At 72.5% G+C, this 25,019-nt stretch carries 20 protein-coding genes; 13 read left to right on the plus strand and 7 right to left on the minus strand.

Features of this window, described 5'->3' with window-relative positions; translation table 11 throughout:
* The first annotated feature begins 85 nt into the window (after positions 1-85).
* Positions 86-1,177: a mechanosensitive ion channel family protein gene (locus EDD90_RS04855; RefSeq protein WP_123971911.1), complete on the plus strand. Its 1,092-nt coding sequence runs from the start codon at positions 86-88 to the stop codon at positions 1,175-1,177.
* A gap of 16 nt (positions 1,178-1,193) precedes the next feature.
* Here EDD90_RS04855 and EDD90_RS04860 read toward each other — a convergent pair whose 3' ends face one another.
* Positions 1,194-2,777, minus strand: a complete 1,584-nt coding sequence (locus EDD90_RS04860) for a M1 family metallopeptidase (protein WP_123971912.1) — start codon at positions 2,775-2,777, stop codon at positions 1,194-1,196.
* A gap of 216 nt (positions 2,778-2,993) precedes the next feature.
* Between EDD90_RS04860 and EDD90_RS04865 the strand changes: the two genes are divergently transcribed.
* The 3 genes from EDD90_RS04865 to EDD90_RS04875 all read left to right on the plus strand — a co-directional run bounded on the left by EDD90_RS04865 (position 2,994) and on the right by EDD90_RS04875 (position 8,068).
* Complete coding sequence (locus EDD90_RS04865) at positions 2,994-5,210, plus strand: NADP-dependent isocitrate dehydrogenase (RefSeq protein WP_123971913.1); 2,217 nt, start codon at positions 2,994-2,996, stop codon at positions 5,208-5,210.
* Positions 5,211-5,561: 351 nt separating this feature from the next.
* The gene (locus EDD90_RS04870) at positions 5,562-6,926 is read left to right on the plus strand and encodes a bifunctional o-acetylhomoserine/o-acetylserine sulfhydrylase (RefSeq protein WP_123971914.1); all 1,365 of its coding nucleotides are present in this window, start codon (positions 5,562-5,564) and stop codon (positions 6,924-6,926) included.
* Entirely contained in the window at positions 6,923-8,068 is a 1,146-nt protein-coding gene (locus EDD90_RS04875) for a homoserine O-acetyltransferase (RefSeq protein ID WP_123971915.1), read from the plus strand. Before EDD90_RS04870 ends, EDD90_RS04875 begins: the two co-directional genes overlap by 4 nt.
* Positions 8,069-8,072: 4 nt before the next feature.
* Here the strand turns inward: EDD90_RS04875 and EDD90_RS04880 are convergent, their stop codons facing one another.
* Entirely contained in the window at positions 8,073-8,414 is a 342-nt protein-coding gene (locus tag EDD90_RS04880) for a DUF5713 family protein (RefSeq protein ID WP_123980892.1), read from the minus strand.
* A gap of 81 nt (positions 8,415-8,495) precedes the next feature.
* Between EDD90_RS04880 and EDD90_RS04885 the strand changes: the two genes are divergently transcribed.
* Positions 8,496-9,287, plus strand: a complete 792-nt coding sequence (locus EDD90_RS04885) for an N-formylglutamate amidohydrolase (protein ID WP_123971916.1) — start codon at positions 8,496-8,498, stop codon at positions 9,285-9,287.
* A gap of 68 nt (positions 9,288-9,355) precedes the next feature.
* Positions 9,356-10,654, plus strand: coding sequence for a cytochrome P450 (locus EDD90_RS04890; RefSeq protein ID WP_123971917.1), 1,299 nt, complete (start codon positions 9,356-9,358; stop codon positions 10,652-10,654).
* 7 nt (positions 10,655-10,661) lie between these two features.
* Here EDD90_RS04890 and EDD90_RS04895 read toward each other — a convergent pair whose 3' ends face one another.
* The 3 genes from EDD90_RS04895 to EDD90_RS04905 are packed head-to-tail and all read right to left on the minus strand — an operon-like array spanning position 10,662 to position 13,233.
* Entirely contained in the window at positions 10,662-11,150 is a 489-nt protein-coding gene (locus EDD90_RS04895; protein WP_123980894.1) for a hypothetical protein, read from the minus strand.
* A gap of 5 nt (positions 11,151-11,155) precedes the next feature.
* Entirely contained in the window at positions 11,156-11,794 is a 639-nt protein-coding gene (locus EDD90_RS04900; protein WP_123971918.1) for an RNA polymerase sigma factor, read from the minus strand.
* The gene (locus tag EDD90_RS04905) at positions 11,791-13,233 is read right to left on the minus strand and encodes a S8/S53 family peptidase (RefSeq protein WP_123971919.1); all 1,443 of its coding nucleotides are present in this window, start codon (positions 13,231-13,233) and stop codon (positions 11,791-11,793) included. The genes EDD90_RS04900 and EDD90_RS04905 overlap by 4 nt, the downstream gene beginning before the upstream one ends.
* Before the next feature lie 151 nt (positions 13,234-13,384).
* Here EDD90_RS04905 and EDD90_RS04910 point away from each other — a divergent pair, with 151 nt between their 5' ends.
* Positions 13,385-15,949 carry a CHAT domain-containing protein gene (locus tag EDD90_RS04910; protein ID WP_123980896.1) on the plus strand — a complete coding sequence of 855 codons (2,565 nt, stop codon included), beginning with the start codon at positions 13,385-13,387 and terminating at the stop codon, positions 15,947-15,949.
* 10 nt (positions 15,950-15,959) lie between these two features.
* Here the strand turns inward: EDD90_RS04910 and EDD90_RS04915 are convergent, their stop codons facing one another.
* A complete protein-coding gene (locus EDD90_RS04915) occupies positions 15,960-17,687 on the minus strand; it encodes a LuxR C-terminal-related transcriptional regulator (protein WP_123971920.1) in 1,728 nt (575 codons plus the stop codon).
* Between the two features lie 94 nt (positions 17,688-17,781).
* Here EDD90_RS04915 and EDD90_RS04920 point away from each other — a divergent pair, with 94 nt between their 5' ends.
* Positions 17,782-18,861 carry a M12 family metallopeptidase gene (locus EDD90_RS04920; RefSeq protein WP_123971921.1) on the plus strand — a complete coding sequence of 360 codons (1,080 nt, stop codon included), beginning with the start codon at positions 17,782-17,784 and terminating at the stop codon, positions 18,859-18,861.
* Between the two features lie 230 nt (positions 18,862-19,091).
* Here the strand turns inward: EDD90_RS04920 and EDD90_RS04925 are convergent, their stop codons facing one another.
* The gene (locus EDD90_RS04925; RefSeq protein ID WP_123971922.1) at positions 19,092-19,964 is read right to left on the minus strand and encodes a sulfurtransferase; all 873 of its coding nucleotides are present in this window, start codon (positions 19,962-19,964) and stop codon (positions 19,092-19,094) included.
* Between the two features lie 404 nt (positions 19,965-20,368).
* Here EDD90_RS04925 and EDD90_RS04930 point away from each other — a divergent pair, with 404 nt between their 5' ends.
* The 5 genes from EDD90_RS04930 to EDD90_RS04950 all read left to right on the plus strand — a co-directional run bounded on the left by EDD90_RS04930 (position 20,369) and on the right by EDD90_RS04950 (position 25,016).
* On the plus strand, positions 20,369-21,289 hold the full coding sequence (locus EDD90_RS04930) for an ABC transporter substrate-binding protein (RefSeq protein ID WP_123971923.1): 921 nt from the start codon (positions 20,369-20,371) through the stop codon (positions 21,287-21,289).
* Positions 21,290-21,398: 109 nt separating this feature from the next.
* Positions 21,399-22,436: an ABC transporter substrate-binding protein gene (locus tag EDD90_RS04935; RefSeq protein WP_123971924.1), complete on the plus strand. Its 1,038-nt coding sequence runs from the start codon at positions 21,399-21,401 to the stop codon at positions 22,434-22,436.
* Positions 22,433-23,197: an ABC transporter permease gene (locus EDD90_RS04940; protein WP_123971925.1), complete on the plus strand. Its 765-nt coding sequence runs from the start codon at positions 22,433-22,435 to the stop codon at positions 23,195-23,197. The genes EDD90_RS04935 and EDD90_RS04940 overlap by 4 nt, the downstream gene beginning before the upstream one ends.
* A complete protein-coding gene (locus tag EDD90_RS04945) occupies positions 23,194-23,949 on the plus strand; it encodes an ABC transporter ATP-binding protein (protein WP_123971926.1) in 756 nt (251 codons plus the stop codon). Before EDD90_RS04940 ends, EDD90_RS04945 begins: the two co-directional genes overlap by 4 nt.
* Complete coding sequence (locus tag EDD90_RS04950) at positions 23,946-25,016, plus strand: phosphotransferase enzyme family protein (protein ID WP_123971927.1); 1,071 nt, start codon at positions 23,946-23,948, stop codon at positions 25,014-25,016. The genes EDD90_RS04945 and EDD90_RS04950 overlap by 4 nt, the downstream gene beginning before the upstream one ends.
* Positions 25,017-25,019 lie beyond the last annotated feature (3 nt).

The following is a 25,019-nucleotide window of genomic DNA, read 5'->3' on the forward strand; positions in this document are numbered from 1 at the left end:
CACAGTCCGGGCGGTCCGGCGCCCGGTACGAACCTCCGTGCGGATACGGCAGGATGAGCGGTTGCACAATCGAATGGAGGTAACGGTGAACCGAGGTCTCACCGTCGATGACCTGGTCCTGGCCGGAATCGCGCTGGCGGCGGGTCTGTTGCTGGCCTTTCTGTCGCGCGGGATGCTGCGCTGGCTGGCCAAGCACGCGAAGCGGACCCGTTGGAGCGGTGACGACGTCATCGTGGACGCGCTGCGCACGGTGGTCCCCTGGGCGGCGATCACGGCCGGCGCGGCCGCGGCCGCGGCTGTGCTGCCGCTGACCAAGACGGTCCAGCACCACACCAACCAGTGTCTCCAGGTGGTGCTGATCTTCGCGGTGACGGTGTCGGCGGCGCGGGTGATCGCGGGCCTGGTGCAGTCGGTCACCCAGTCCCGCTCCGGGGTCGCCGGTTCGGCCACGATCTTCGTGAACATCACCCGGGTGCTGGTCATGGCGATCGGTTTCCTGGTGGTGCTGCAGACGCTGGGCATCTCCATAGCGCCCATGCTCACCGCCCTGGGCGTGGGCGGTCTGGCGGTCGCGCTCGCCCTCCAGGACACCCTGGCGAACCTCTTCGCGGGCATCCACATCCTCGCGTCCAAGACCGTCCAGCCGGGTGACTACATCCAGCTGAGCAGCGGTGAGGAGGGCTATGTGGTGGACATCAACTGGCGCCAGACGACGGTCCGCCAGCTCTCCAACAACCTGGTGGTCATCCCCAACGGCCAGCTGGCGAAGACGAACATGACCAACTACACGCGTCCGGAGCAGCAGCTGACGGTCCTGGTGCAGGTGGGTGTCAGTTACGACAGCGACCTGGACCACGTCGAGCGGGTCACGACCGAGGTCATCGCCGAGACGATGAAGGAGATCACCGGCGCGGTCCCGGACCACGATCCGGCCATCCGCTTCCACACCTTCGGCGACTCCCGGATCGGCTTCACGGTGATCCTGGGCGTCGGCGAGTTCAGCGACCAGTTCCGGATCAAGCACGAGTTCATCAAGCGCCTGCACCGCCGCTACCGCGACGAGGGCATCCGCATCCCGGCGCCGGCCCGTACGGTGGCGCTCCAGCAGGGAGCCGTGGTGATTCCGCAGCAGCGTGTGGCGGACGACGTGCCGTCCGGCCTGCCGCACACCGACTAGTCCCCTGCCGAATCGCCTACAGCGTGGCCGAGTTGTCGTGGTGGTGGCCGCCTCGCAGGCTGTGCGGGGTGGCCAGGCTCTGGGTCACGGGGGTGACCGTCCAGTCCGGGTGGCCCGGCATCCGCGGGGTCGTCGTGCCGTAGAGCCAGTCACGGAGGAAGCCCGACCGGTCCTGGCCGGTGACCTCCGTGGCCACCGCGATGTAGTCGGCCGTCGAGGCCGAGCGGTACCGGAAGCGCTCCAGGAAGGTGCGCTCGACCGCGTGGAAGGCGTCCTCGCCGACCAGCTCGCGGAAGGCGTACAGGACCAGGACGCCGCCGAGGTAGCGCTGGCTGTCGAAGAGGTCGACCTCGTTCGGGGCGGCCACCGGGCCCGAGTCGTGGCGCCACTGGTCGCCGCGGGCGTAGGTGTCCTTCATCCGGGCCTCCATGGTGGTGAGGCCCAGGGAGTCCGGCCAGCCGCGCTCGTAGCGGTAGAGCAGCCCGTAGAAGTCGGCGTGGCCCTCGTTCAGCCAGAGGTCGGCCCAGGTGGCGGGGCTGACCATGTTGCCGAAGTACGAGTGGACCAGCTCGTGCATCATGTGCGAGCCGATCTTGGGCTCTGCCTGGAGCAGGAAGTTCGGCTTGTAGAGGGTGAGGGTCTGGGTCTCCAGGCCGGTGAAGTCGAAGGCGTTCGGGTCGTCGGAGTTGCAGGGCAGCAGGCCGTACGTCTCGAACGGGAAGGCCATGCCGAGCCGGTCCCCCAGCCAGCTCACCTGGCCCGCGGTGAGGGCGAGCGCCGGTTCCAGGGCGGCGGCCCGGGCCGTGGGGACGACGTCCCGCAGCGGCAGGCCGTGCGGACCCTGCCGGTCCTTGACCACGTAGTCGCCGACGGTGATCTGGACGAGTTCCGTGGCGATCGGCGAGCGGGAGCGGTACGAGTACGCCGTCCGGCCGTCGGAGAGGGTCTCGGTGCAGGTCAGCAGCCCGTTCGCGACGCCCCGCACACCGCTCGGGACGGTGATGCGGACAGTGAGGTCCGCCTTGTCCGAGGGGTGGTCGTTGCACGGGAAGACGGTGTGCGCGGAGTTCGGCTGCGGGCAGATCGCGAAGCCGTCCGGGGTGGGCACCCAGGCGGTGTGCGCAAGGGTGCGGCGCGGGTCGGCGCCGTACGCCACGCACACGGTGATGTCGTCGTCCGCCCGCAGGGGGCGGGCGGGCGTGATCCGCAGCTTCTCGTCCGCCTGCTCGTAGGCGGCGTCGCAGCCGTCGACACGCACGGCGGATATATCCAGTCCGAGGGCGTCCAGGGAGAGCCGGGACAGGTCCTGGGTGGTGCGGATGCGCAGGGTCGCGGTGGCGTCGACCAGGCGGGTCGTGCCGTCGTAGGCGAGATCGAGGTCGTAGGCGAGGACCCGGTAGCCGTCGTTGCCGAGGGCCGGGTAGACGGGGTCGCCGAGGGTCTCCGGGCCCGGGGCCGGTGTGTCGCCCCCGGCCCTCGCGTCGCCGCTTTTCTCCCCCGCGGAGAAGGGACGCGCAAGGGCCGGGGCCCCCGTGGCCAGGACGGTCGCCGTGCCGAGCAGGGCGGCCGCCGGGGCCGTCACTCTGGTGCGATATCTCATGGTCCGCTTTCGCTCGGGCGGCCGGGTGGTCACTCCGGCCGCCGGTCGATGGTCGCTCGCTTGTCATGACCACCGTTGCGAAGGATCCGGTTGCCCGGACTTCGAAAGCAAAGTCTGAAAATCGGATCTTCCGAGTCGCGGACCCCTGTCGAGCCCGGGTCGATCACGAGATATCTTGATGTCGAGCAATGTTGCAGACGTGGAGCGGAGCACCCGGTGACTGACTCGACCATCATCTACACCTACACAGACGAGGCCCCGGCCCTGGCGACGCATTCGTTCCTGCCGGTGGTCCAGGCGTACGCCTCGCAGGCCGGTGTCGCCGTGGACACCCGCGACATCTCGCTGGCCGGACGCATCATCGCCCACTTCCCGGAGTACCTGAACGAGGACCAGCGCATCCCCGACGCGCTGGCCGAGCTGGGCGACCTGGCGAAGACGCCCGAGGCCAACATCGTCAAGCTGCCGAACATCTCGGCGTCGATCCCGCAGCTGAAGGCCGCCGTCGCCGAGCTCCAGGGCAAGGGCTACGCGCTGCCGGACTACCCGGACGACCCGAAGACCGACGAGGAGCGCGAGATCCGCGCCCGCTACGACAAGGTCAAGGGTTCCGCCGTGAACCCGGTCCTGCGTGAGGGCAACTCGGACCGCCGCGCCCCCGCCTCGGTCAAGAACTACGCCAAGACCCACCCGCACCGCATGGGCGCCTGGACCCCCGAGTCCAAGACCAACGTGGCGACCATGGGCGAGAACGACTTCCGCTCCACCGAGAAGTCCGCGGTGATCTCCGAGGCCGGCGCGCTGAAGATCGAGCTGGTCGCCGAGGACGGCACCACCACCGTCCTCAGGGAGTCCGTACCGGTCCTCGCGGGCGAGGTCGTCGACGCCTCCGTGCTGCACGTCGCGCAGCTCAACGACTTCCTGGCCGCACAGATCGCCCGCGCCAAGCAGGAGGACGTCCTGTTCTCCGTGCACCTGAAGGCCACGATGATGAAGGTCTCCGACCCGATCATCTTCGGTCACGTGGTGCGCGCATTCTTCCCGAAGACGTTCGCGAAGTACGGCGAGACCCTCAAGGCGGCCGGCCTTTCCCCGAACGACGGTCTGGGCGGCATCCTCAAGGGCCTGGAGAACCTGCCCGAGGGCGCCGAGATCAAGGCCTCCTTCGACGCCGAGATCGCCGAGGGCCCGGCCCTCGCGATGGTCGACTCCGACAAGGGCATCACCAACCTGCACGTGCCGTCCGACGTCATCGTCGACGCCTCGATGCCGGCCATGATCCGCACCTCCGGCCACATGTGGGGCCCGGACGGCCAGGAGGCCGACACCCTCGCGGTGATCCCGGACTCCTCCTACGCCGGTGTCTACCAGGCCGTGATCGAGGACTGCCGCGCCCACGGCGCCTTCGACCCGTCCACCATGGGCTCCGTCCCGAACGTGGGCCTGATGGCGCAGAAGGCCGAGGAGTACGGCTCCCACGACAAGACCTTCGAGATCGCCACCGCCGGCACGGTCCGCCTGGTCGACGCGGCCGGCAACGTCGTGATCGAGCAGCCGGTCGCCACCGGTGACATCTTCCGCGCCTGCCAGACCAAGGACGCGCCGATCAAGGACTGGGTGAAGCTCGCCGTCACCCGCGCCCGCGCCACCGGCGACCCGGCCGTCTTCTGGCTGGACGAGGGCCGCGCCCACGACGCGCAGCTGATCGCCAAGGTCCAGCAGTACCTGCCCGAGCACGACACCGAGGGCCTGGACATCCGGATCCTCTCCCCGATCGAGGCCACCAAGCTGTCGGTCGAGCGCATCCGCCGCGGCGAGAACACCATCTCCGTCACCGGCAACGTGCTGCGCGACTACCTGACCGACCTCTTCCCGATCCTGGAGCTGGGCACCAGCGCCAAGATGCTGTCGGTCGTCCCGCTGATGGCGGGCGGCGGCCTGTTCGAGACGGGCGCCGGCGGCTCCGCGCCGAAGCACGTCCAGCAGCTGGTCAAGGAGAACTACCTGCGCTGGGACTCGCTCGGCGAGTTCTTCGCGCTCGTCCCCTCCTTCGAGCAGTACGCCGACTTCACCGGCAACGCCCGCGCCAAGGTGCTGGCCGACACCCTCGACCGCGCCACGGCGACCTTCCTCAACGAGGACAAGTCCCCGACCCGTCGCGTCGGCGGCATCGACAACCGCGGCAGCCACTTCTACCTGTCCCTGTACTGGGCGCAGGAGCTGGCCAAGCAGACCGACGACGCCGAGCTCGCCAAGGCGTTCGCCTCGCTCGCCGAGACGCTCTCCGCCAACGAGCAGACGATCGTCGACGAGCTGCTCGCCGTCCAGGGCTCCCCGGCCGACATCGGCGGCTACTACCAGCCCGAGAAGGCCAAGGCGGACGCGGTCATGCGCCCGTCGGCCACCTGGAACGCGGCGCTCGCGGCGCTCTGACGCCTCAGGGCTCCCTGGGCCCCTCTTGAAGTCTCCGCCCCGGCAGGCACCCCGCCCGCCGGGGCGGAGCCATGTCCGGCCCCGTCCCGCCGGCACCGCGGCGGGCGGTGTGTATCCCGTTCGTGAAGTCTGCATGTCACGCGCGCCAGGTGTCTGGTCCGTCCGGATCCGCTGTGGTTCGCTCAGCGCATGACGGTGCTTGTGAGCCGACGCCACGTGGACTTCGTGCGTGTCACCACCATGGGTTGTCCTGCCGTGAGCTGACGCTCCGGCCCGACCCCGTCCCTCCGTTGTGCCGACGCGCGCCCCTGCGCGCACGCCGTCATGCCTTCCCGCACGAGGAGCAGCACCATGAGCCAGCCCATCGACTCCGTCACCGCCGGTCACACGCCCGAGGAGACGCAGGCCGGATCCGACACCCCGGCCTGGTCGTTCGAGACCCGGCAGATCCACGCCGGGGCCGTACCGGACCCGACGACCGGCGCCCGGGCGACGCCGATCTACCAGACGACGTCGTTCGTGTTCCGGGACACGCAGCACGCCGCCGACCTGTTCTCGCTCGCCGAGCCCGGCAACATCTACACCCGCATCCACAACCCCACCCAGGACGTCTTCGAGCAGCGGGTCGCCTCGCTGGAGGGCGGGGTCGCGGCGGTGGCACTGTCGTCCGGGCAGGCCGCGGAGACCCTGGCTATCCTCACGCTGGCCGGCGCGGGCGACCACATCGTGTCGAGCACGTCCCTCTACGGCGGCACGTACAACCTGTTCCGGCACACGCTGCCGAGGTTCGGCATCGAGGTGTCCTTCGTGGACGACCCGGACGACGCCGAGGCCTGGCGGGCGGCGATCCGGCCGAACACCAGGGCGCTGTTCGCGGAGACGCTGGGCAACCCGCGCGGCAACGTCCTCGACGTACGGGCGGTCGCGGACGTGGCCCACGCGGCGGGCGTGCCGCTGATCGTGGACAACACGGTCCCGACGCCGTACCTGCTGCGGCCTCTCGAGCACGGCGCGGACATCGTCGTGCACTCGGCGACCAAGTTCCTCGGCGGGCACGGGACGGCGATCGCGGGGGTGGTCGTCGACGGCGGCAGCTTCGACTTCGGCGCGCACTCCGACCGCTTCCCCGACTTCACCGAGCCCGACCCCAGCTACCACGGCCTGCGGTACTGGCCGGCCCTCGGCCCCGGCGCGTACGCCATCAAGCTGCGGGTGCAGCTGCTGCGCGACCTCGGCCCCGCACTCTCCCCGCACTCCGCGTTCCTGCTGCTGCAGGGCGTGGAGACGCTGAGCCTGCGCCTGGAGCGGCACTCGGCCAATGCCCAGGCCCTCGCCGAGTGGCTGGAGCAGCGCGACGAGGTCGCCGCAGTCCACTATCCGGGCCTGCCGTCCAGCCGCTGGTACGAGGCGGGGCGGAAGTACCTGCCGAACGGCGCCGGCGCGATCGTCTCCTTCGAACTGCGGGACGGTATCGAGGCGGGCAAGCGGTTCGTGGACGCGGTCGAGCTGTTCAGCCATCTCGCCAACATCGGTGACGTCCGCAGCCTGATCATCCACCCGGCGTCCACCACCCACAGCCAGCTGGACGAGGAGCAGTTGACGGCGACCGGGACCGCGCCGGGCCTGGTGCGGCTGTCGGTCGGCATCGAGAACCTCGCCGATCTCAAGGCCGACCTGGAGGCCGGTTTCCGCGCGGCCAAGGGTGCCGCGTCCTGAACGCCGTACCGCACGCAGGGGTTCCCCTTCCGCCGGCCCACGGGGGCTGGCGGGAGGGGGATCCGCCGGGCCGCCGCCGGTGGTATGTCACTCACCAGCCGCTTCCGCTGGAGGCCGGCGGCGAACTGCCCGGCGTACGGCTGGCGTTCGAGACCTGGGGCCGGCTCGCCCCCGACGCCTCCAACGCCGTGCTGGTGCTGCACGCGCTCACCGGTGACAGCCATGTCGCCGGGCCCGCCGGACCGGGGCATCCGACCCCGGGCTGGTGGGACGGGCTGGTCGGGCCTGGCCTGGCGCTGGACACCGACCGCTGGTTCGTCGTCGCCCCGAACGTCCTGGGCGGCTGCCAGGGCAGCACGGGACCGGCCTCCCCGCGTGCCGAGGGCCGTCTGCCCTGGGGCGGTGCCTTCCCCTTCCTGACCCAGCGCGACCAGGTCGCGGCCGAGGCCGGGCTCGCCGACGCGCTGGGCATCGGGCGGTGGGCGCTGGTCGTCGGCGGCTCCATGGGCGGGATGCGGGCCGTGGAGTGGGCGGTGTCGTACCCGGAGCGGGTCGGGGCCCTGCTGCTGCTCGCCACGACGGCGGCGGCCAGCGCCGAGCAGATCGCGTGGACGAACGCCCAGCTCGGCGCGATCCGCGCCGATCCCGACTGGCACGGCGGCGACTACCACGGCACCGGACGCGCCCCGCACGCCGGCCTGGGCCTGGCCCGCCGGATCGCCCATGTCACCTACCGCAGCGAGCCCGAGCTCGCGATCCGCTTCGGCCGGACACCGCAGGCGGGCGAGGCCCCCTTCACCGGCGGCCGCTACCAGGTCGAGTCGTATCTCGACCACCACGCCGCCAAGCTGGTACGGCGCTTCGACGCGGGCAGTTACGTGGTGCTGTCGCAGGCGATGAACGCCCATGACGTCGGCCGCGGCCGGGGCGGGGTGCGCGCCGCCCTCGGCCGGGTCACGGCCCGCACGCTGGTCGCGGGCGTCGACTCCGACCGTCTCTATCCCCCTGCCCAGCAGTCGGAGCTGGCCGCGCTGATCCCGTCCGCCGACCGGCTCCGGCTGATCGAGTCGCCGTACGGCCACGACGGCTTCCTGATCGAGACCGCGCAGGTGGGCGCGCTGGTGGCGGAGCTGCTCGGCTGACGGCTCACCACTCGCGCGGCGCGATCAGCTCCTCGGGCTCCGCGTCCTCGAAGCCGTACGCCCGGGCGATGACCCAGAAGTCCCCGCCTATCTCCTCCCGGGCCACGGTCTCGATCTCGCTGCCGGCCGCCTCGAACTCGGCCTCCAGGGCGTTGAACTCCTCGGTGGCCGCGTGCGTCAGGGCGTAGAGCGTGGGCAGGTCGGCCGGGCTCTCGGCCTCGATGCGCTCGCAGAGCCGGACGAGGATCGCCCTGCCCCGGTCCACCACGCGGCCGGGGAAGTAGTCGTCCTCGTACAGCTCCGCCAGGAAGGCGTGCCCGGTGATCCGGGGATTGCTGATCGGCATGGTGAGCGCCCCGCCCTCGTCGGTCGTCGATGTGACACCTTGATCCTGCACCCTGCCACTGACAACGCCCCGGAGCCGCCCGTGTCCCAGCCGTCGTACGAACTCCTCCCCGGCGCCGGCGAGTCGCCCGTGATCCTGCATGTACCGCACTCGGCGCGGACGATCCCGGCCGATGTCAGGGCGGGCATCGAGCTCGACGATGCCGCGCTGGAGCGGGAGCTGGACCACATCACGGACGCGCACACGGCGGAGCTCGCCGAGGCCGCGGCAGAACGCGCGGGAGTCACCCCCTGGCGGTTCGTCAACCGGCTGTCCCGGCTGGTCGTCGATCCCGAGCGGTTCCCGGACGAGCGGGAGGAGATGCTCGCGGTCGGGATGGGGGCCGTGTACACGCGGACCACGCACCGGGACGTGCTGCGGCAGGAGGGCGTGGATCCCGGGCCGTTGGTCGCGCGGTACTTCCGGCCGTACGCGCGGGCGATGACGGAGGCCGTCGCCGGGCGGCTGGCCGCGACCGGGCGGGCTGTGGTGATCGACGTGCACTCCTATCCGAGCCGGGCGCTGCCCTACGAGCTGCACGGAGCGGGACCGCGGCCGCCGGTGTGTCTGGGCACGGACCGCTTCCACACGCCGGCCGGGCTGGCCGAGGCGGCGCGGAAGGCGTTCGCGGGGTGCGGGGAGACCGGGCTGGACAGCCCGTTCAGCGGGACCTATGTGCCGTTGGAGTTCTACGGGACGGACGCACGGGTCGGCGCGCTGATGGTGGAGATCCGGCGGGATCTGTACATGGCCGAGCCCGGTGGCCCGGCCGGGCCCGGAGTCGACCGGCTCGCCACCGCCCTCGCCGGGCTCGTGGACTCCGTCGGCCGCTGACCTCCCCCGTGCCCCCTCCTGGAGCATTCCCGCAGGACACCGGGTGAGGGCCGTACGAGGGTGGATCCATGACGACGGACATCACCACGCCCGCGACGGCCGAGCCGGTCAAGCCCGTCACCACGGAGATACTCGCGCCCGTCACGGCGGAGCCGGCCGCGCCCGGCTGCGGGGCCGCGGGGCCGGTACGGGACTGGCCGGCGCTCGACCTGGAGGGGACGGAGTTCGACCCGGTCCTCGCCGCCCTGATGGCGGAGGGTCCGGTGACGCGGATCCGGCTGCCGTTCGGCGAGGGCTGGGCGTGGCTGGCCACCCGGTACGAGGACGTCAGGCTCGTCACCAACGACGCGAGGTTCAGCCGGGACGAGGTCACCCGGCGGCAGGTGACGCGGCTCGCCCCGCACTTCCAGCCCCGCCCGGGCTCGCTGGCCTGGGCCGACCAGCCCGACCACAACCGGCTGCGCAAGCCGGTCGCCGGTGCCTTCACGATGGGCGCGATGAAGCGGCTGCGGCCCCGGGCGCAGGAGATCCTCGACCGACTGGTGGACGGGGTCGTACGGGACGGGCCGCCCGCGGATCTGATCGGGCGGGTGCTGGAGCCGTTCCCGATCATCGTGGTCAGCGAGGTGATGGGGGTGCCGGAGTCCGACCGGGAGCGGGTGCACGCCTGGACCCGGCAGATCATCTCCACCTCGGGCGGCGTCGAGGCCGCCGACACGGCCAAGCGGGGCCTGTACGGGTGGATCACCGAGACCGTACGCGCGCGTGCCGACTGCACCGGTGACGACGTGTACTCGCTGCTCGGGGGTGCCGTGGCCCGGGGCGAGATCGGCGAGGAAGAGGCCGTGGGGCTGGCCGGTCCGCTGCAGATCGGCGGCGAGGCGGTCACCCACAACTGCGGCCAGATGCTGTACCTGTTGCTCACCCGGCCGGAGCTGATGGCGTGGATGCGCGACCGGCCGGTGGAGCGCGTGCCGGTCCTCGACGAGCTGCTGCGCTGGATCCCGCACCGCAGCACGGTCGGGCTCGCCCGGATCGCCCTGGAGGACGTCGAGTTGGGCGACGGCACCCGGATCGCGGCCGGCGATCCGGTATACGTCTCCTATCTCGCCGCCAACCGCGACCCGGCCGTCTTCCCCGACCCGGACCGCATCGTCCCCGACCGCGACCCGAACCCGCATCTCGCCTTCGGCAACGGCCCGCACTACTGCACGGGCGCGGTACTCGCCCGGCTGCAGACCGAGTTGCTGGTCGACACCCTTCTCGACCGGCTGCCGGGGCTGCGGCTCGCGGTGCCGGCGGAGGAGGTGGAGTGGCGCCGCAAGACGATGGTCCGGGGGCCGCTGACGCTGCCGGTCACATGGTGACGGCGCCTCACGCCCGCAGCCACTCCGTGACGATCACGTCCTCACCGGTCCGCAGCCGCAGCGCGAACGGCCCCGTGGGCGGGGTCTGACTGGCGAAGCGGCCCATGCCGTCGACCGTGAGCGGCTGCACCGCCGCCGGGCCGCCGAGTACCTCGATGCGCGCCGACTGCGGGGGCAGCACCTGGCCGAGCAGTCCGTCGCCGGTGACCTCGACGTCCACGGTGAGCCCGCCCGCCTGGAACGTCAGCATCCGGGGCGGGGCCTCGGCCCCTCTGACCGGGATGGCGTCCACCAGGGAGTCGAAGGTGAGTTCGGCGATCCGGGCGTCCAGGTCGTGCAGGACGTAGGCGTCCATGGCCAGTTGGAGCAGGTCGGCCGGGAGCGGGTCGAGGACGGCGGCCGCCCGGCGCAGTTCCTCCTCCAGCGCGTCGGCATCGAACTCGTCGATCTCGGCGAACTCGGTGCCGTCGAAGCCCTCGTCGTCGCCCGTGTCCATGGCGTTCACACCGTTCCCCTAGCGTCGAGCCGGGCCCGCAGCCGGCGCAGACAGCGCTGGCGCAGCGGGCCGATACTGCCCACCGCGATGCCCAGTGCCACGGACACCTCGACATAACTGGGCGGCGGCGAGGCCATCAGGACACGGAGCAACTGCCTGCACCGGTCGCCGAGTTCCTCGAACTCCTGCCACAACAGCCGGATCTGCTCGGCCTCGGCGGCGGCGTCCTCCGCGTCGATCAAGGACTGTTCGGGCGTACGGTCCTCGCTGACCCGGTCGAGGACCTGCGGGTCGTCGGTCGGCAGCAGCCGGGTCAGGCTCCTGATGACCTTGAGGCACTCGTTGCGTGCGGTGCTGGCCAGCCAGGAGCCCGCCTTCTCGGGTTCCCGGATGCGGCCCAGGTGCTGGGCGAACCGGAACCAGACGGTCTGGTACACCTCGTGCCCGTCGGCGTCGGAGAGCCGGTGTGCGCGCACCACTGACCACACCAGTGGGCTCAGCCCTTCCACGAGCGCCTTCCAGGCCGCCGCGTCGCCGTCGACGGCGCACTGGACCAGCGCGCCGACCTCTGCTCGGTCCACGGTCCCACCCCTCGTGTACGGCAAGTCATCGTACGCCGTGGAGGGGAGTGTTCCGGAACTCATGCCATGGGTGCCAGCCGGACGACGGGGACCGGCTGCCAGGTCGCCGGGCGGAGCGCAGGTACCGGGGTGCCGCGTACCTCGGCGTAATCCGTGATGTCCTGGAGGAGTTGGGCGCGTGCCGCGCGCGGGTCGGCCTCCTTGGTCGTGGTCATCCGGTCGGCGACGAGGCCGGCGACGATGGGGGTGGCGAACGATGTTCCGCTCCACTGTGCGAACCCTTCGAACATCACTTGGTCCGGTTTGCCGGGGCCGGTCGTCCCGGTGTCGGTCAACACGCCGGTGTGGCGTGGGTACTGGCAGGTGCAGGCGTAGGTGAAGCCGAACCGGCAGGCGTCGTAGGTGGTGTGCTGGTACACGTACGGCACGGGTGCGTCGAAGCCGGCCATGGCGCCGATGAGCTGCTCGCCGGGGGCGTAGACCTTGACCCAGCTGCCGTGGTTGGTGAAGCAGGCGCCGTACTCGCCGTCGCTGCGCAGCGCGCCGACCGAGAGGACGGTGTTCTCGTAGCCGGGCAGGTCGGCGCAGGCGGCGGGCCAGAAGTTGGTGGCGCTGCCGTTGTTGCCGGCGGCGGCGACGAGCAGGGTGGACCGGTCGCGCAGGGCGTCCATGAAGGCCTCGACGGCGAGCAGTCCGTCGGGGCTGCCGTTCGAGGTGCCGGCGGAGAGGCTGATGATGTCCGGCCAGCCGTGCTGGTCGACCGCCTCGAAGAGCTTGGCGCCGAACTCGGACTCCAGGATGGCGCCCGCGTCGTTCAGGGTGTTGGTGACGGTGATGTCGGTGTTGGGCGCGAGAGCGGCGATGAGTCCGGCGATGAACGTGCCGTGGCCGACGTACTGCTGGAGGATGCCGTCGGCGTCGGTCTCGGCGATCTGCGGGTCGCCCTGGACGCGGGCGAGGAGGGGGTAGGAGCGGTAGTCGTGGACCAGACCGGTGTCCATCACCAGGACGCTGACGGCGGTGTCCGGGTCGTGACTCCCCTGCACGGCCTGGGGGTTGGGGGTCTGGGTGAGCAGGGCGGGGAGCGGTTCGCAGGGGTTGCAGGAGTTGGCGTTCCCCGTGGTGGAGACGATGTGGTTGCGGCTGACCAGGCGGCGCCCGGCGCGGCCCTCGGCCTCCCGCAGGGCGCGCAGCGCGTGCCCGACGGCGCGGTCCCCGGTGCGGTCGCCGTGGCTCGGGTCGCCCACCTGGATGCGCGTGACCCCGGTGCGGTTGGTCTCCGGTCCCGCCCTGCGCACATGGTCGGCGACCAGGCCGGTGGTGGCGGTGAAGTGGGCGCGCACGCTGTCCTCGACGACCCTGGCCTCCTCACCGTCGCGGGCGAGGACCACCCCCTTCTCGTACAGGAACTCTGCGGCGTCGTCCGGCCCCATCGCCAGTGGTACGTCCGGCATGGAGCGCTGGATCTGATCGAACTGCTCGTGGAATCGCTGCGGTGCCATGGCCTGTCTCCTCCCCCGGAAGCGGCGTTCTTCAGTCAGACTCGCGAAGCCGCCGCTTGATACAGCGTCAAACCTGTGGGGCATGTATGCCCAGGCCACTACCATCCGAGGGGTGACTGCGCGAAGCGATTCGGTTACGGAACTCCTGCCGATGGTGTTCGCCGCCCCCGGCGAGGCCCTGGCGCGGGCGGAGCGCGTCCTGCGGTCCGATCCGTCGCCGCTGGACGCGTCCGTCGCCCACCAGGTCATCGGCATCTGGCAGCGGGACTTCGGGGACCTTGCCGTGGCCCTCGACCATCTGCGGCGTGCCCGGGACTTCGCGGCCCGCGCGGACTCGGCGGAGCGGGAGGCGGACGTTCTCGCCGCCCTCGGAGTTGCCCTGGTGCACGCGGGGCGCACGCGGCAGGGGCTGGACGCGCTGGACCGCGGGGTGGCCCGGGGCAACGGGCACACCCGGGCGCGGGTGCTGTACCGGCGGGCGTTCGCCGGATGGGTGCTGGGCCGGCACAAGGAGGCCCTGGAGGACCTGCGGCGGGCGATACCGGTGCTGCGGCAGGCCGACGACGTCATCTGGACGGCGCGGGCGCTGAGCGTGCGGGCCACCGTGCATCTGGCGATGGGCGCGGTGGAGCGGGCCGACGCGGACTTCACGGCGGCGGAGCTGCTGTGGGAGACGACGGGCCAGGAGCACGACAAGGCGGTGGCCGTCGAGAACCGGGGCCTGGCCGCGTACCGGTCCGGCGACATCCCGGCGGCGCTGCGGCTGCTGGCCGAGGCCAAGGAACGGTACGACGAGCTGGGCACCCCCTCGTTCATGCTGTACATCGCGCGCTGTGACGTGCTGATGGCGGCCGGGCTGGCCCCGGAGGCGCTGGCCGAGGCGGACGCGGCGATCGCGACCCTGGACCGGATCGGCGGGCAGTCCACCCGCAAGGCCGAACTGCTGCTGACCGCCGCCCGGTCCGCGCTGTCGACCGGGGACGCTCAGACCGCGATCGCCCGCGCCGCCGTCGCCGTACGGCTGTTCTCGGGGCAGCGGCGGACCTGGTGGGAGACGCATGCCCGGCTGGTGCTGATCGAGGCGCGGGTGGCGGGCGGGGCCGCTTCGGGGCGGCTGGTGCAGGACGCGGCGGCGGTCGCCGACGAGCTGGCGGCCTTCGGTGCGCCGGCCGCGCCGGAGGCCTCGCTGCTCGCGGGGCGGATCGCGCTGTCGCTGGGCTGGACGGCCGATGCGGAACGGCATCTGGCGGTGGCGGCGCGCAGCAGGCACGGCGGGCCGCCGCTGGCCCGGATGACCGGCTGGGCTGCTCAGGCCCTGCGTGCCCGGGCGGCGGGTTCCCGGCGTGGTGTCCTGGAGGCCTGCCGGCGTGGGCTGGACGTGCTCGACGACCACCGGATGACCCTGGGCGCCTCGGAGTTGCGGGCCCGGGCCACCGCGCAGGGCGCGGAGCTGGCCGCGCTGGCCCAGCAGGCGAGCCTCGCGCACGGCGGCCCGCGCCGGCTGCTGGAGTGGAGCGAGCGCTGGCGGGCCACGGTGCTGTCCGCTCCCCCGACCCGGCCGCCCGCCGACCCGGTTCTGCTCTCCTCCCTGACCGCGTTCCGCGAGATCGCGGCCCGTGCGGCGGACGCCCGCCGGCAGGGCCGGCCGGTGCCCGCCCTGGAGCGCGAACAGCGGCGTCTGGAGCGGGAGATCCGTTCCCGTACCCACCACACCAGCGGCGACGCCCCGGGGGAGGGTGACCGGTTCGACCCGGCCCGTCTCCTGGACCGGCTGGGTGATGCGCGTCTGGTCGAACTCGCCGTCCTGGACGGCCGGGTGCACATCCTGCTGTGCGGCCAGGGCCGGGTGCGGCGCTTCGAGGGGGGTCTGCTGGCGGAGGCGGTCAACGAGGCCGAGCATGTCCAGGCGGGACTGCGGCGGCTGGCGCATCCGGGGGCGGAGGGGCGGCTGCCGGTCGTGGAGGCCGCCGGGCGGCGGCTCGAGGAGCTGCTGCTGGGCGGGGCCGCCGCGCATCTCGGGTCCGGGCCGGTGATCGTCGTGCCGCCGGGGGTGCTGCACCGGGTCACCTGGGCCCTGCTGCCCTCGCTGCGGGAGCGGGTGCTCAGTGTGTCGCCGTCGGCGGGGAGCTGGCTGCGGGCCCGGGAGACCGAGCCGCCGCCGGGTGGCCGGCATGTGCTGGTCCGCGGGCCGGAGCTGGCCACCGGGGGCGCGGAGGTGCCCGAGGTGGCCGGCCACTACGCGACGGCCACGGTCCTGGAGCACGATGACGCCCAAGTCCCCCGCGTTCTGCGCGAGTTGGACGGGGCGGCGCTCGCCCACATCGCGGCGCACGGCAGCTTCCGCGCGGACAGCCCGCTCTTCTCCTCGCTGCACATGGCCGACGGTCCGCTGATCGTGCACGATTTCGAGCGCCTGGACCGCAGCCCGTACCGGATCATCCTCTCCAGCTGCGACACGGCCCGGCTCGCGTCGGTCGGTGCCGACGAACTCCTCGGCCTGGTCACGGCGTTGCTGCCGCTGGGCACGGCCGGGGTGGTGGCGAGCAGCGCGCCCGTCAACGACGCGGCGGTGGTGCCGTTGATGCTGGCGTTGCACAAGGGGCTGGGCGCCGGACTGTCGTTGGCGGAGGCGTTGCGGGACGCCCGGGCCGCCCTGCCGGGCGACGCGGTCCACCAGGCGACCGGGTGGGCGTTCGCGGCGTTCGGGGCGGCCTGAGCGCCTCGGCTCATGCCGACTGCGCGTCCGGTTGCTCCACCAGCCATGGCAGCGCGGCCCGGTCGCCTGCTCCGAGGCGGGTGTACGCGCTGTAGAGGTGGTTGCCCACCGTCCGTACGGACAGGGTCAGTTGCTCGGCGATCTGGCGGTTGCTGAGGCCCGCGGCGGCGAGGGTGACGATCTGGCGCTGGCGGGCGGTGAGTTCACCGAGGACCAGGCCGGACAGGGCCGGGGTGCGGGCGCCCTGGCAGCGGCGGGCGAGGGCGACCGCGCGGGTGCGGGACATCCGGGCGGCCCGCGGGTCACGATGGGCGCGGACCGCCTGGGCGTGGGCCTCGGCGGCGAACAGCAGCAGCCCGCGCTCGGCGAGTGCCTCGGCGGCCCGGTCGAGGCCGGGTCCGTCACCGCGGGCGAGGGCCTCCGCGTGCAGTGCGAGCACGCCGGACGGCCGCCCCGCGGCCCCGGCGGACTCGCCGAGCCGTACGGTGCCGTAGTGCGCAAGACCCCCGTCCTCGCGCACTACGGCACCCTCCCCCGACTCGGCGGCGGCGCGGGCGAGTTCGGTACTGCAGGAGGCGTCGCCCGGCGCCGTCCGCAGTCCCTCCCTCGCCCATGCCGCCGCCTCTCGCAGCTCCCCCCGAAGCCGCGAGTACCGGGCACGCACGGCCGCGTACCCGGCCGGTACGGGCAGGCCTTCCGCAGCCAGCCACTCCCCCACCGGGGCCGGCGCCTCCCGTACGTCCAACTGCTCGATCCGTACCTCCAGTTGCTCCTGTTCCTCCTTCAGGGCCGGCTCGCACTGGTCGGGGGTGCGGGCCAGCCGCCGGGCCCGGAGCCGCCCCGCGCGGGCGCGCAGCGCGGGCCCGAGCAGGGGGTGGGCGAGACGGACGGCGCCCTGGCCGTCGACGTGGATCAGGCCGTCCGTCTCCAGCCGTTCGAGGATCCCTAGGTCGAGGCCGTCGTCGAGGTGCTGCGGCAGGGGCTCGGCGAAGGCGAGGTGTTCCAGGGTGTCGTACTCGCCGGGGGCCGGCCGGTCCAGCAGGGGCGCGATCCGGTCCCGAACGGTCGCGGTGAGCGGCAGCGGGCCGCGCCACGCCCACTCGCCCGTGTCCGGGACCCGGGTCAGCCGGCCGGACTCGCGCAGAGTGCCGAGCAGTTCGCGCAGCAGCCGCAGATCGCCCCGGGACACCCGGTGCAGCCGGCGCACGGTGAGCGGGTCCAGGCCGCCGCCGGCGAGGAGCCGGTCCGTCTCGTCGTACGGCAGCGGCTCCAGGGCGAGGTGGGTGAGGAGTTCCCCGGTCCACAGCCGGGACACGGCGCCGGGGACGGGAGCCGTGTCGGCGGCGGCCACCACGAGCCGGGTGCGGCCGTGCACGGCGAGCTGGTGGACGAGGGCGGCGGAGGCCTCGTCGAGGAGGTGGGCGTCGTCGACGACGAGGAGCCGTACGCCGGACAGGTGGCGGACCGCGCCGGGCAGCGAGACCCCGTCGGTGAGCAGGTGCGCGAACGCCGCGAACGGGAGGGAGCTGGTCTCGGGGGTGCCGGTCACCCGGGCGCAGTCGGCGCCCCGCACGGCCTCGGTGATCAGCCGGGTCTTGCCACTGCCCACCGGTCCGGTCACCACGACGCCCTGCCGTCCGGCGACCGACGCCCGCCGCACCAGCTCCAGTTCCTCCTCCCGGCCGGTGAACGGCCAGGGCAGTTCGAGGTTTCTCGCGTCCCGTTCGTAAGTCGTCACGTGAGTATGAGTCGGGTTGCTCAGCTCTGATACAGGTGGACTTGAGTAGCTTCCGACTCAGGCGCCCGGCCGGGTGGAACGGCAGTCTGAACGCATGACCCGACGCTACTGCTCGCTTCCGCGGCAGCCGGCCCCGGCATTCGCGCCGGGACTGTCCGCCGAGCGGCTGAGTGCGCTGGTCGGCGGGCGGCGGATGTGGGTCAACGGCACGGCACTGCACTACTACTTCTTCGACGCCGACACCGACGCCTCGGTGATCCCGGTCCCGGGGACCGCGGAGACCCGCCTGGTGCCGTGGGCCGGCGCCAAGGAACAGCTGGACGTGGTGCGGGAGAGCTTCCGGGAGTGGCAGGACCTCGGCATCGGGGTGACGTTCACCGAGGTCTTCGACCGGTGCGAGGCCGAGCTGCGGATCGGCTTCCAGCTGGGCGACGGATCCTGGTCGGCGGTGGGCCGGGACGCGCTCTCGGTCGGGCTCGGCGAGCGCACGATGAACCTGGGCTGGGACCTGACGGAGCCCGGCGGCCGCTGGACGGCGCTGCACGAGATCGGGCACGCGCTCGGCATGCGGCACGAGCACCAGAGCCCGTTCGCCGGCCTCCACTGGGACGACGAGGCGGTCTACACCGACCTCTTCGGCCCGCCGAACCACTGGAGCCGGGACAAGACGCACTTCAACATCCTGCGCACGCTCGACCCGTCCGAGGCCAACGGCGCGGTGTGGGACCCGCAGTCCGTGATGCAGTACCCCTTCGGCCCGGGGCTGATCCTGGAACCGGAGCAGTACCACAACGGGCTGTACCCGCCGGGCTCGCTGTCCCCGGCGGACAAGGAGTTCGTGCTCCGCTGGTATCCGCCCGCCGGCAGCCCGGCCGCGCTGGTGCCGTTCCGCTCGGTGCCGCTGGGTCTCGGCACGGGCGAGCAGGCCGACTTCGCCGTGGAGCCGCCGGAGACCCGCGTCTACAGCGTGGGCGCCTTCGGGGAGAGCGACTCCGTCGTCGTGGTCTTCGAGGAGCGCGACGGGGAACCGCGCTACCTCGCCGGCCACGACGACGGGGGTACCCCGCACAACGCCAGGCTCAGGGTCAGGCTCGTCAAGGGCCGCCGCTATTTCGTCCGCGTCCGTCTCCATTCGACATGGGGGTCGGGGGAGACCGCGGTCATGTGCTGGTGACACCGGCACGACCGCGACGCGGGTGGTCGGACCACTGTCCGGCGCCGGGGGAAGCAGCCGCGCGGACGCCACCTTCGGGGGAGGGAGACGTCCGCGCGGCAGCGCCGTCGGCTGGGCAGCGACGGCACGGCCGCCTGCTCAGGGGCGCGGGACTGTGTCGATATGCGGCTCCGCCGCGTGGGCGCGACCAGCCCCCACGCACCCGCACCCGACAACTCACCGCCTCACCCTCACCCGCCCAACTCCAGTGGCCGCGCAGGGTCCTTGGACCACTCCTCCAGTGAACCGTCGTACACCGACACGTCCTCACGGCCGAGCACGGTCAGCGCCAGCGCCGCCCCCGCCGCCGAGATCCCCCCGCCGCAGTAGAGAACGACCGGCGTGGCAGCGCTCAACGCCCCTGCCTTTTCGCCGAGTCGGGTACGCGGCAGCACCCGCCCGGTGTCATCCAGCAGCCCCCGCCCGGGCAGGCTGACGCTCCCCGGAATGTGCCCCCGCCGGCTGTAGCGCGTCGGCGCCGAACCGTCGTACCCGCCCGTCGGCAGCGCACACACCAGTACGCCCGGCCGCTCGCCCCGCCCGATCGCGGCCACCTCCTCGATCCCGGACCAGAGTTCGGGTCGCGGCACCGGTGTCACCGGCACGGCGGCGGGCTCCGGCTCGGCATCGCCCGCGGCCAGGGGCCGCCCCGCCGCCTCCCAGGCGGCCAGGCCCCCGTCCAGCACCGCGGCCGGGACCGAGATCGCGCGCAGCATCCACCACAGCCGGGCCGCCCAGATACCGCCTCCGGTGTCGTAGACGACGACCTCGCTGCCCTCCCCCACGCTCAGCCGGGCCAGCGCCGCGGCGAGCGCCTCCGGTGCCGGTACGGCGAAGTGGTAGGGCGCCTCGGGGTCGGAGAGCTCTCCTGCCAGGTCGGCATGGTGCGCGCCGGGGACATGGCGTTCGGCCCAGCCCGCGCGGCCGCTCGCGGAGCGGTGGTCGCCGTCGTGGCGGGGCGAGGGCAGCAGCGCGGTGGCGTCGAGGACGACCAGCCGTGGGTCGTCCAGGTGGGCCGCGAGCCAGGAGTCGTCGACCAGGGGGCCGGGCAGCAGGGAGGTCATGGCGGCCGATCGTACGCCCGCGACCTGGTCATCTCGGTGACCGGTCAGCGCCGTCCCACATTCCGGACCTGGCTTGCACAGCATCCGGGAGCTGCGGTTATGGTTTCGGCCATCTACGCGGGAGCCCCTCCCCGACCGGGCTGAGAGGGCGTCTGGGATCCGTTCGCCGCAGCGCGGGCGCGGTCCCCATGGGGACGCCGACCGCACCAGCAGCGCTTTGCGCCCCGCGTAGGAGTTCACGTGTCCACAGCAGTCGAGCCGCAGCCCACGGTGTTCCACCGCGCTGCCCGCTCCTGTTGTTGTCACCTGTGCTGTCGCCGGTCCCGCTGACCGTCCCTCCCCTCCCTCCTCGCTTCCCCTTCGCTCGTTCCTCCGCACCTGTGCGCGCCGCCTTCGGAGTACCCATGTCGCATATACGTGTCATGCTCGACTATTTCCATCCCTGGCCGAACTCCGCCGGTCTCTATGTCGCCCGCGCCCGCCGCTGGTACGCCGAGGCGGGCCTGGACGTCGAGCTGGTGGTGCAGGACCCGGGGCGCGGGGACACGCTGGAGTACCTGTCCCGGGGCGAGGTGGACTTCGGGATCTTCCCACCGAACCGGCTGCTCGCCCGGCGGGCACTGCACGGCCAGCGGCTGATCGCCGTGGCCGCGGTCAACCACCGCGGGCTGGAGGCGGTGCAGACCACGAGGTCCACCGGCATCACCCGGCCGCGTGATCTGGCCGGCCGCCGGCTCGCCTACAACCCGACCCCGCGCGGGCGGGCCATGGTCCGTCACCTGGTCGCGACGGACGGCGGCGATCCGGACGCGGTGATCACCGTCGACGCCGGCGCCCGGGAGCTGACCGTGGACGACATCGAGGCGGGCGAGGCGGACGCGACGTTCGGCAACTACTGGTCCTGGGACGCCTTGCGCGGCGAACTGCCGGAGGACCGGCGGGTGACCTGGCCGGTGGACGAGATCGGCGCGCCCCGCTACCACAGCTATCTGCTCGGCACGAGTGAGCGGCTGCTCGACGAACACCCCTCCGTGGTACGGGACTTCCTGACGGCCACCGCCCGCGGCTATGCGTCGGCCGCCCAGGAGCAGGCTGCCGCACTGGAGTTGCTGGAGCGGGTCATCCCCTACTTCCCGAGGCCTCTCATCGCCCGCTCGCTCGCCCTGGTGGCCCCCACCTGGACGGACGCAGAAGGCCGCTGGGGTGTGATCGACGCGGACCGCATGGGTCCCTACGCGCACTGGCTCGCCGAGCACGGCGCCATCGCACACGACACGGGCTGGGACCGCTCCTTCACCAACGGCCTGCTGGACGTGGCCGCGTGACCCTGCTGACGCGGCGCCTCGCCGTCGACTTCAAGCGGGTGGACAGCGCGCTGTGTCGGGCCTGACCGCCCTCGCAGCCCGACTCCCCTCCGCACGAAGGACTTTCCGCATGCTCCGCCGCACCGCCCTGCCGGCCCTGACCGCCACCGCGCTCCTCGCCGTCACCACCGCCTGCTCGGCCGACGCCGACTCCACGGCCGCCGCCAAGGACGGCACCACGACCGTCACCCTGGCCCTGGACTGGACCCCGAACACCAACCACACCGGCATCTACGTCGCCCAGGCGAAGGGCTGGTTCAAGGACGCCGGCATCGACCTGAAGATCGTCCCCTACGGCTCGACCGCGCCCGAGACCCTGATCGCCGCCCACAAGGCCGACTTCGGCATCTCCTACCAGGAGGGCGTCACCACCGCCCGCGCGGCCGGCCAGGACATCACCTCGGTCTACGCCGTCACCCAGAAGACGGACGTCACCGTGTCCGTGCGCGCCGACCGCAGCGACATCACCTCGCCGAAGGACCTGGACGGCAGGACGTACGCCGGTTTCGGCGCCCCCTACGAGAAGCCGCTGCTCCAGAAGGTCATCGAGAACGCGGGCGGCAAGGGCGACTTCAAACAGATCACCCTCAACACCTCCGCCTACGCGGCGCTCTACGCGGGCAAGGCGGACTTCGCGATGCCGATGCCGACCTGGGAGGGCCTGGAGGCGAAGCTCAGCGGCAAGCCACTCAAGGACTTCCAGCTCTCCGACTACGGCTTCCCGGCGATCTACTCCACGCTGATCGCGTCCTCCGACCAGTTCCTGAAGAAGAACCCGGCGGTGGCGCGGAAGTTCCTCGCGGCCGTCGACAAGGGGTACCGCTACGCGGCCGACCACCCCGACCGGGCCGCCGATCTCCTCATCGCCGCCAACAAGAGCGTGCTCACCAACACACGTCTGGTAAAGGAGAGTTCGCAGCTGCTGGCCAAGGAGTACTACAAGGGCGCCGACGGCACGATCGGCACCCAGAGCGCCTCCCGGTGGAAGGCCTTCGCCGACTTCGAGTACGGCGCCGGGCTGCTCGTCGACGCGAACGGCAAGAAGCTGACGAAGGCGCCGGACACCTCCGCGTTCTTCACCGACGCCTACCTTCCGGAAGCCAAGTGAGGCCCGTGCTGCGGTCGTTGTGGCCGCCCTTGCTGGTGCTCGCCGTGCTGGTCGGCGGCTGGCAGCTGTACGTCACGACGGCCGGCGTCGATCCGACCACGCTCCCCTCCCCCGCCCGGGTCCTGGCGCAGGGCTGGGCGAACCGGGCCGACCTGTGGGCCCAGACGCTGCCCACGCTGCAGGAGACGCTGCTGGGCTTCGCGCTGTCGTTCGCGGCGGCCTGGCTGGTGGCGGTGGTGCTGGACTTCTCGTCCGCCGCCCGCCGGGGCCTGTACCCCCTGCTGGTCGCCTCGCAGACGATCCCGGTCGTCGCCGTGGCGCCGCTGCTGATCATCTGGTTCGGATTCGGGCTGCTGCCGAAGATGCTGGTGGTGACGCTGACGACGTTCTTTCCGCTGGCCGCCAACCTGGCCGCCGGGTTCGCGGCGACCGACCGGGCGGCGATGCGGCTGCTGCGGTCCCTGGGGGCGGGACGGTGGCGGACGTTCCGGCTGGTGCGGGTGCCGGGAGCGATGCCGTACTTCTTCACCGGACTGCGGGTGAGCATCACCTACGCGGTGGTCGGCGCGGTGTTCGCGGAGTACGCGGGCGCCGAGTCGGGGCTCGGGATCTATATGCAGGCGCAGAAGACCGCGTTCCGGACGGATCTGGTGTTCGCGGCGGTGGCGGTGACGGCCGCGCTGAGCGTGGCGCTGTTCGGTGCGACGTATCTGGTGCAGCGGCTGGTGCTGCCCTGGGAGCGGAAGGAGCGGCGGTCGTGAGCGGGCTGCGGGTGCAGGGCGTGAGCAAGTCCTTCGGAACGCTCGACGTCCTGCGGGATCTGGAACTCGCCGTGGAGCCTGGTGAGTTCGCGGCCGTCATCGGGCCGAGCGGCAGCGGCAAGAGCACCTTGTTCAACTTGGTGTCGGGCCTTGACCGGCCCACCTCCGGGCAGGTTCTGGTGGAGGGCGAGCCGGCCGGGGTGGCCTCCGGCAAGGTCGCCTACATGCCGCAGAAGGACCTGCTGTTCCCGTGGCGGACCGTGCTGGACAACACGGCGCTGGGCCTGGAGGCACAGGGAGTGCGGAAGAAGGAGGCGCGGGCGCGGGCCGGGGCGCTCTTCGCCGACTTCGGGCTCGACGGCTTCCAGCGGGCGTATCCGTCCGAGCTCAGCGGGGGTATGCGGCAACGGGCCGCGCTGCTGCGCACGGTGGTCCTGGAGCGGCCGGTGCTGCTGCTCGACGAGCCGTTCGGCGCGCTGGACTCGCTGACCCGCACGGAGATGCAGCTGTGGCTGGCCGGGATGTGGCAGCGCCACCGCTGGACGGTCGTCCTGGTGACCCATGACATCCGGGAGGCGGTGCTGCTCGCCGACACCGTCCACGTGCTGTCGCCGCGCCCGGCCACGGTGGTCGACCGGGTGGAGGTCCCGTTGCCGCACGGCGAACGGGACTTCACCGCACCGGAGTTCGCGGCCGTGGAACGCCGGGTCCTGGAGGCCCTGCGCGGCACGACGGCGGTGACGGCACCGTGAGCGCGCATCTCGCCCACGGTCTGGGCACCGACCTGGTCGAGCCGGACTGGCCGGCGCTGACCGGCGACGAGGTCATGGATGTGGTGGGTCCGGCGCGGGTGCTGTGGCGCAGCCCGCGCCCGCTGTCGGCGGCGGCCGTCGTGGAGCGGGACGGGCGGCGCCTGTTCGTGAAGCGGCACCATGTCTCCGTACGCACCCTGGAAGGCCTGGCCGAGGAACACGCCTTCCTGCGCCATCTGCGCGAGCGCGGGGCGCCGGTGGTGGAGGTGCTGGACGCGGTGGGACGCGGCGAGTGGACCTACGAGGTGCACTCGGCCGGGACCGGCACCGACCTGTACCGGGACGCCCTGTCCTGGTCGCCCTTCGCGGGACCGGCCCACGCCCGGGCGGCGGGCGAGGCGCTGGCCCGGCTGCACCTGGCGGCGGAGGGCTTCACCGCGCCGGGCCGGTCGCCGCGCCCGCTGGTGGCCTCCTTCACGGTGTTCGCCGCCCGGGACCCCTGGTCGGCGCTGGACGGGTACGTCTCCGAACGACCGCACCTGGCCGCGGCATTGGCGGACCTTCCCTGGCGCGAGGACACCGCACGCGTCCTGCTCCCGCTGCACGAGCGGCTGGCTCCCCACCTCTCCGGCCTGACACCCCAGTGGACCCACAACGACTGGCACGCCTCCAATCTCCTGTGGGGCGAGGACGGCGAGGTCTCCACGGTCCTGGACTTCGGCATGAGCGACCGCACGACCGCCGTGCACGACCTGGCCACCGCACTGGAACGCAACACGGTGCAGTGGCTGGCCCCCGACCGCCCGGTGCGGGAGCGGGACGCGGTGGCGCTGCTGCACGGTTACCAGTCGGTCCGCCCCCTCTCAGCGGCCGAGTCGGCGGCACTGCCCGCCCTGCTCCCGCTGGTCCACGCCGAGTTCGCGCTCTCCGAACTGGACTACTTCCACGGCGTGACCCGCTCGGCCGAGAACACCCGGCTGGCGTACGAGTACTACGTCGGGCACGCCGAGTGGTTCTCGGGGCGGGCGGGGCGCGGGCTGCTGGAGCTGGTCGCGGCGGAGGTCTGACCG

Origin of the sequence: Streptomyces sp. Ag109_O5-1 (assembly GCF_003814875.1) — a bacterium.
Classification (GTDB): Bacteria; Actinomycetota; Actinomycetes; order Streptomycetales; family Streptomycetaceae; genus Streptomyces; species Streptomyces sasae.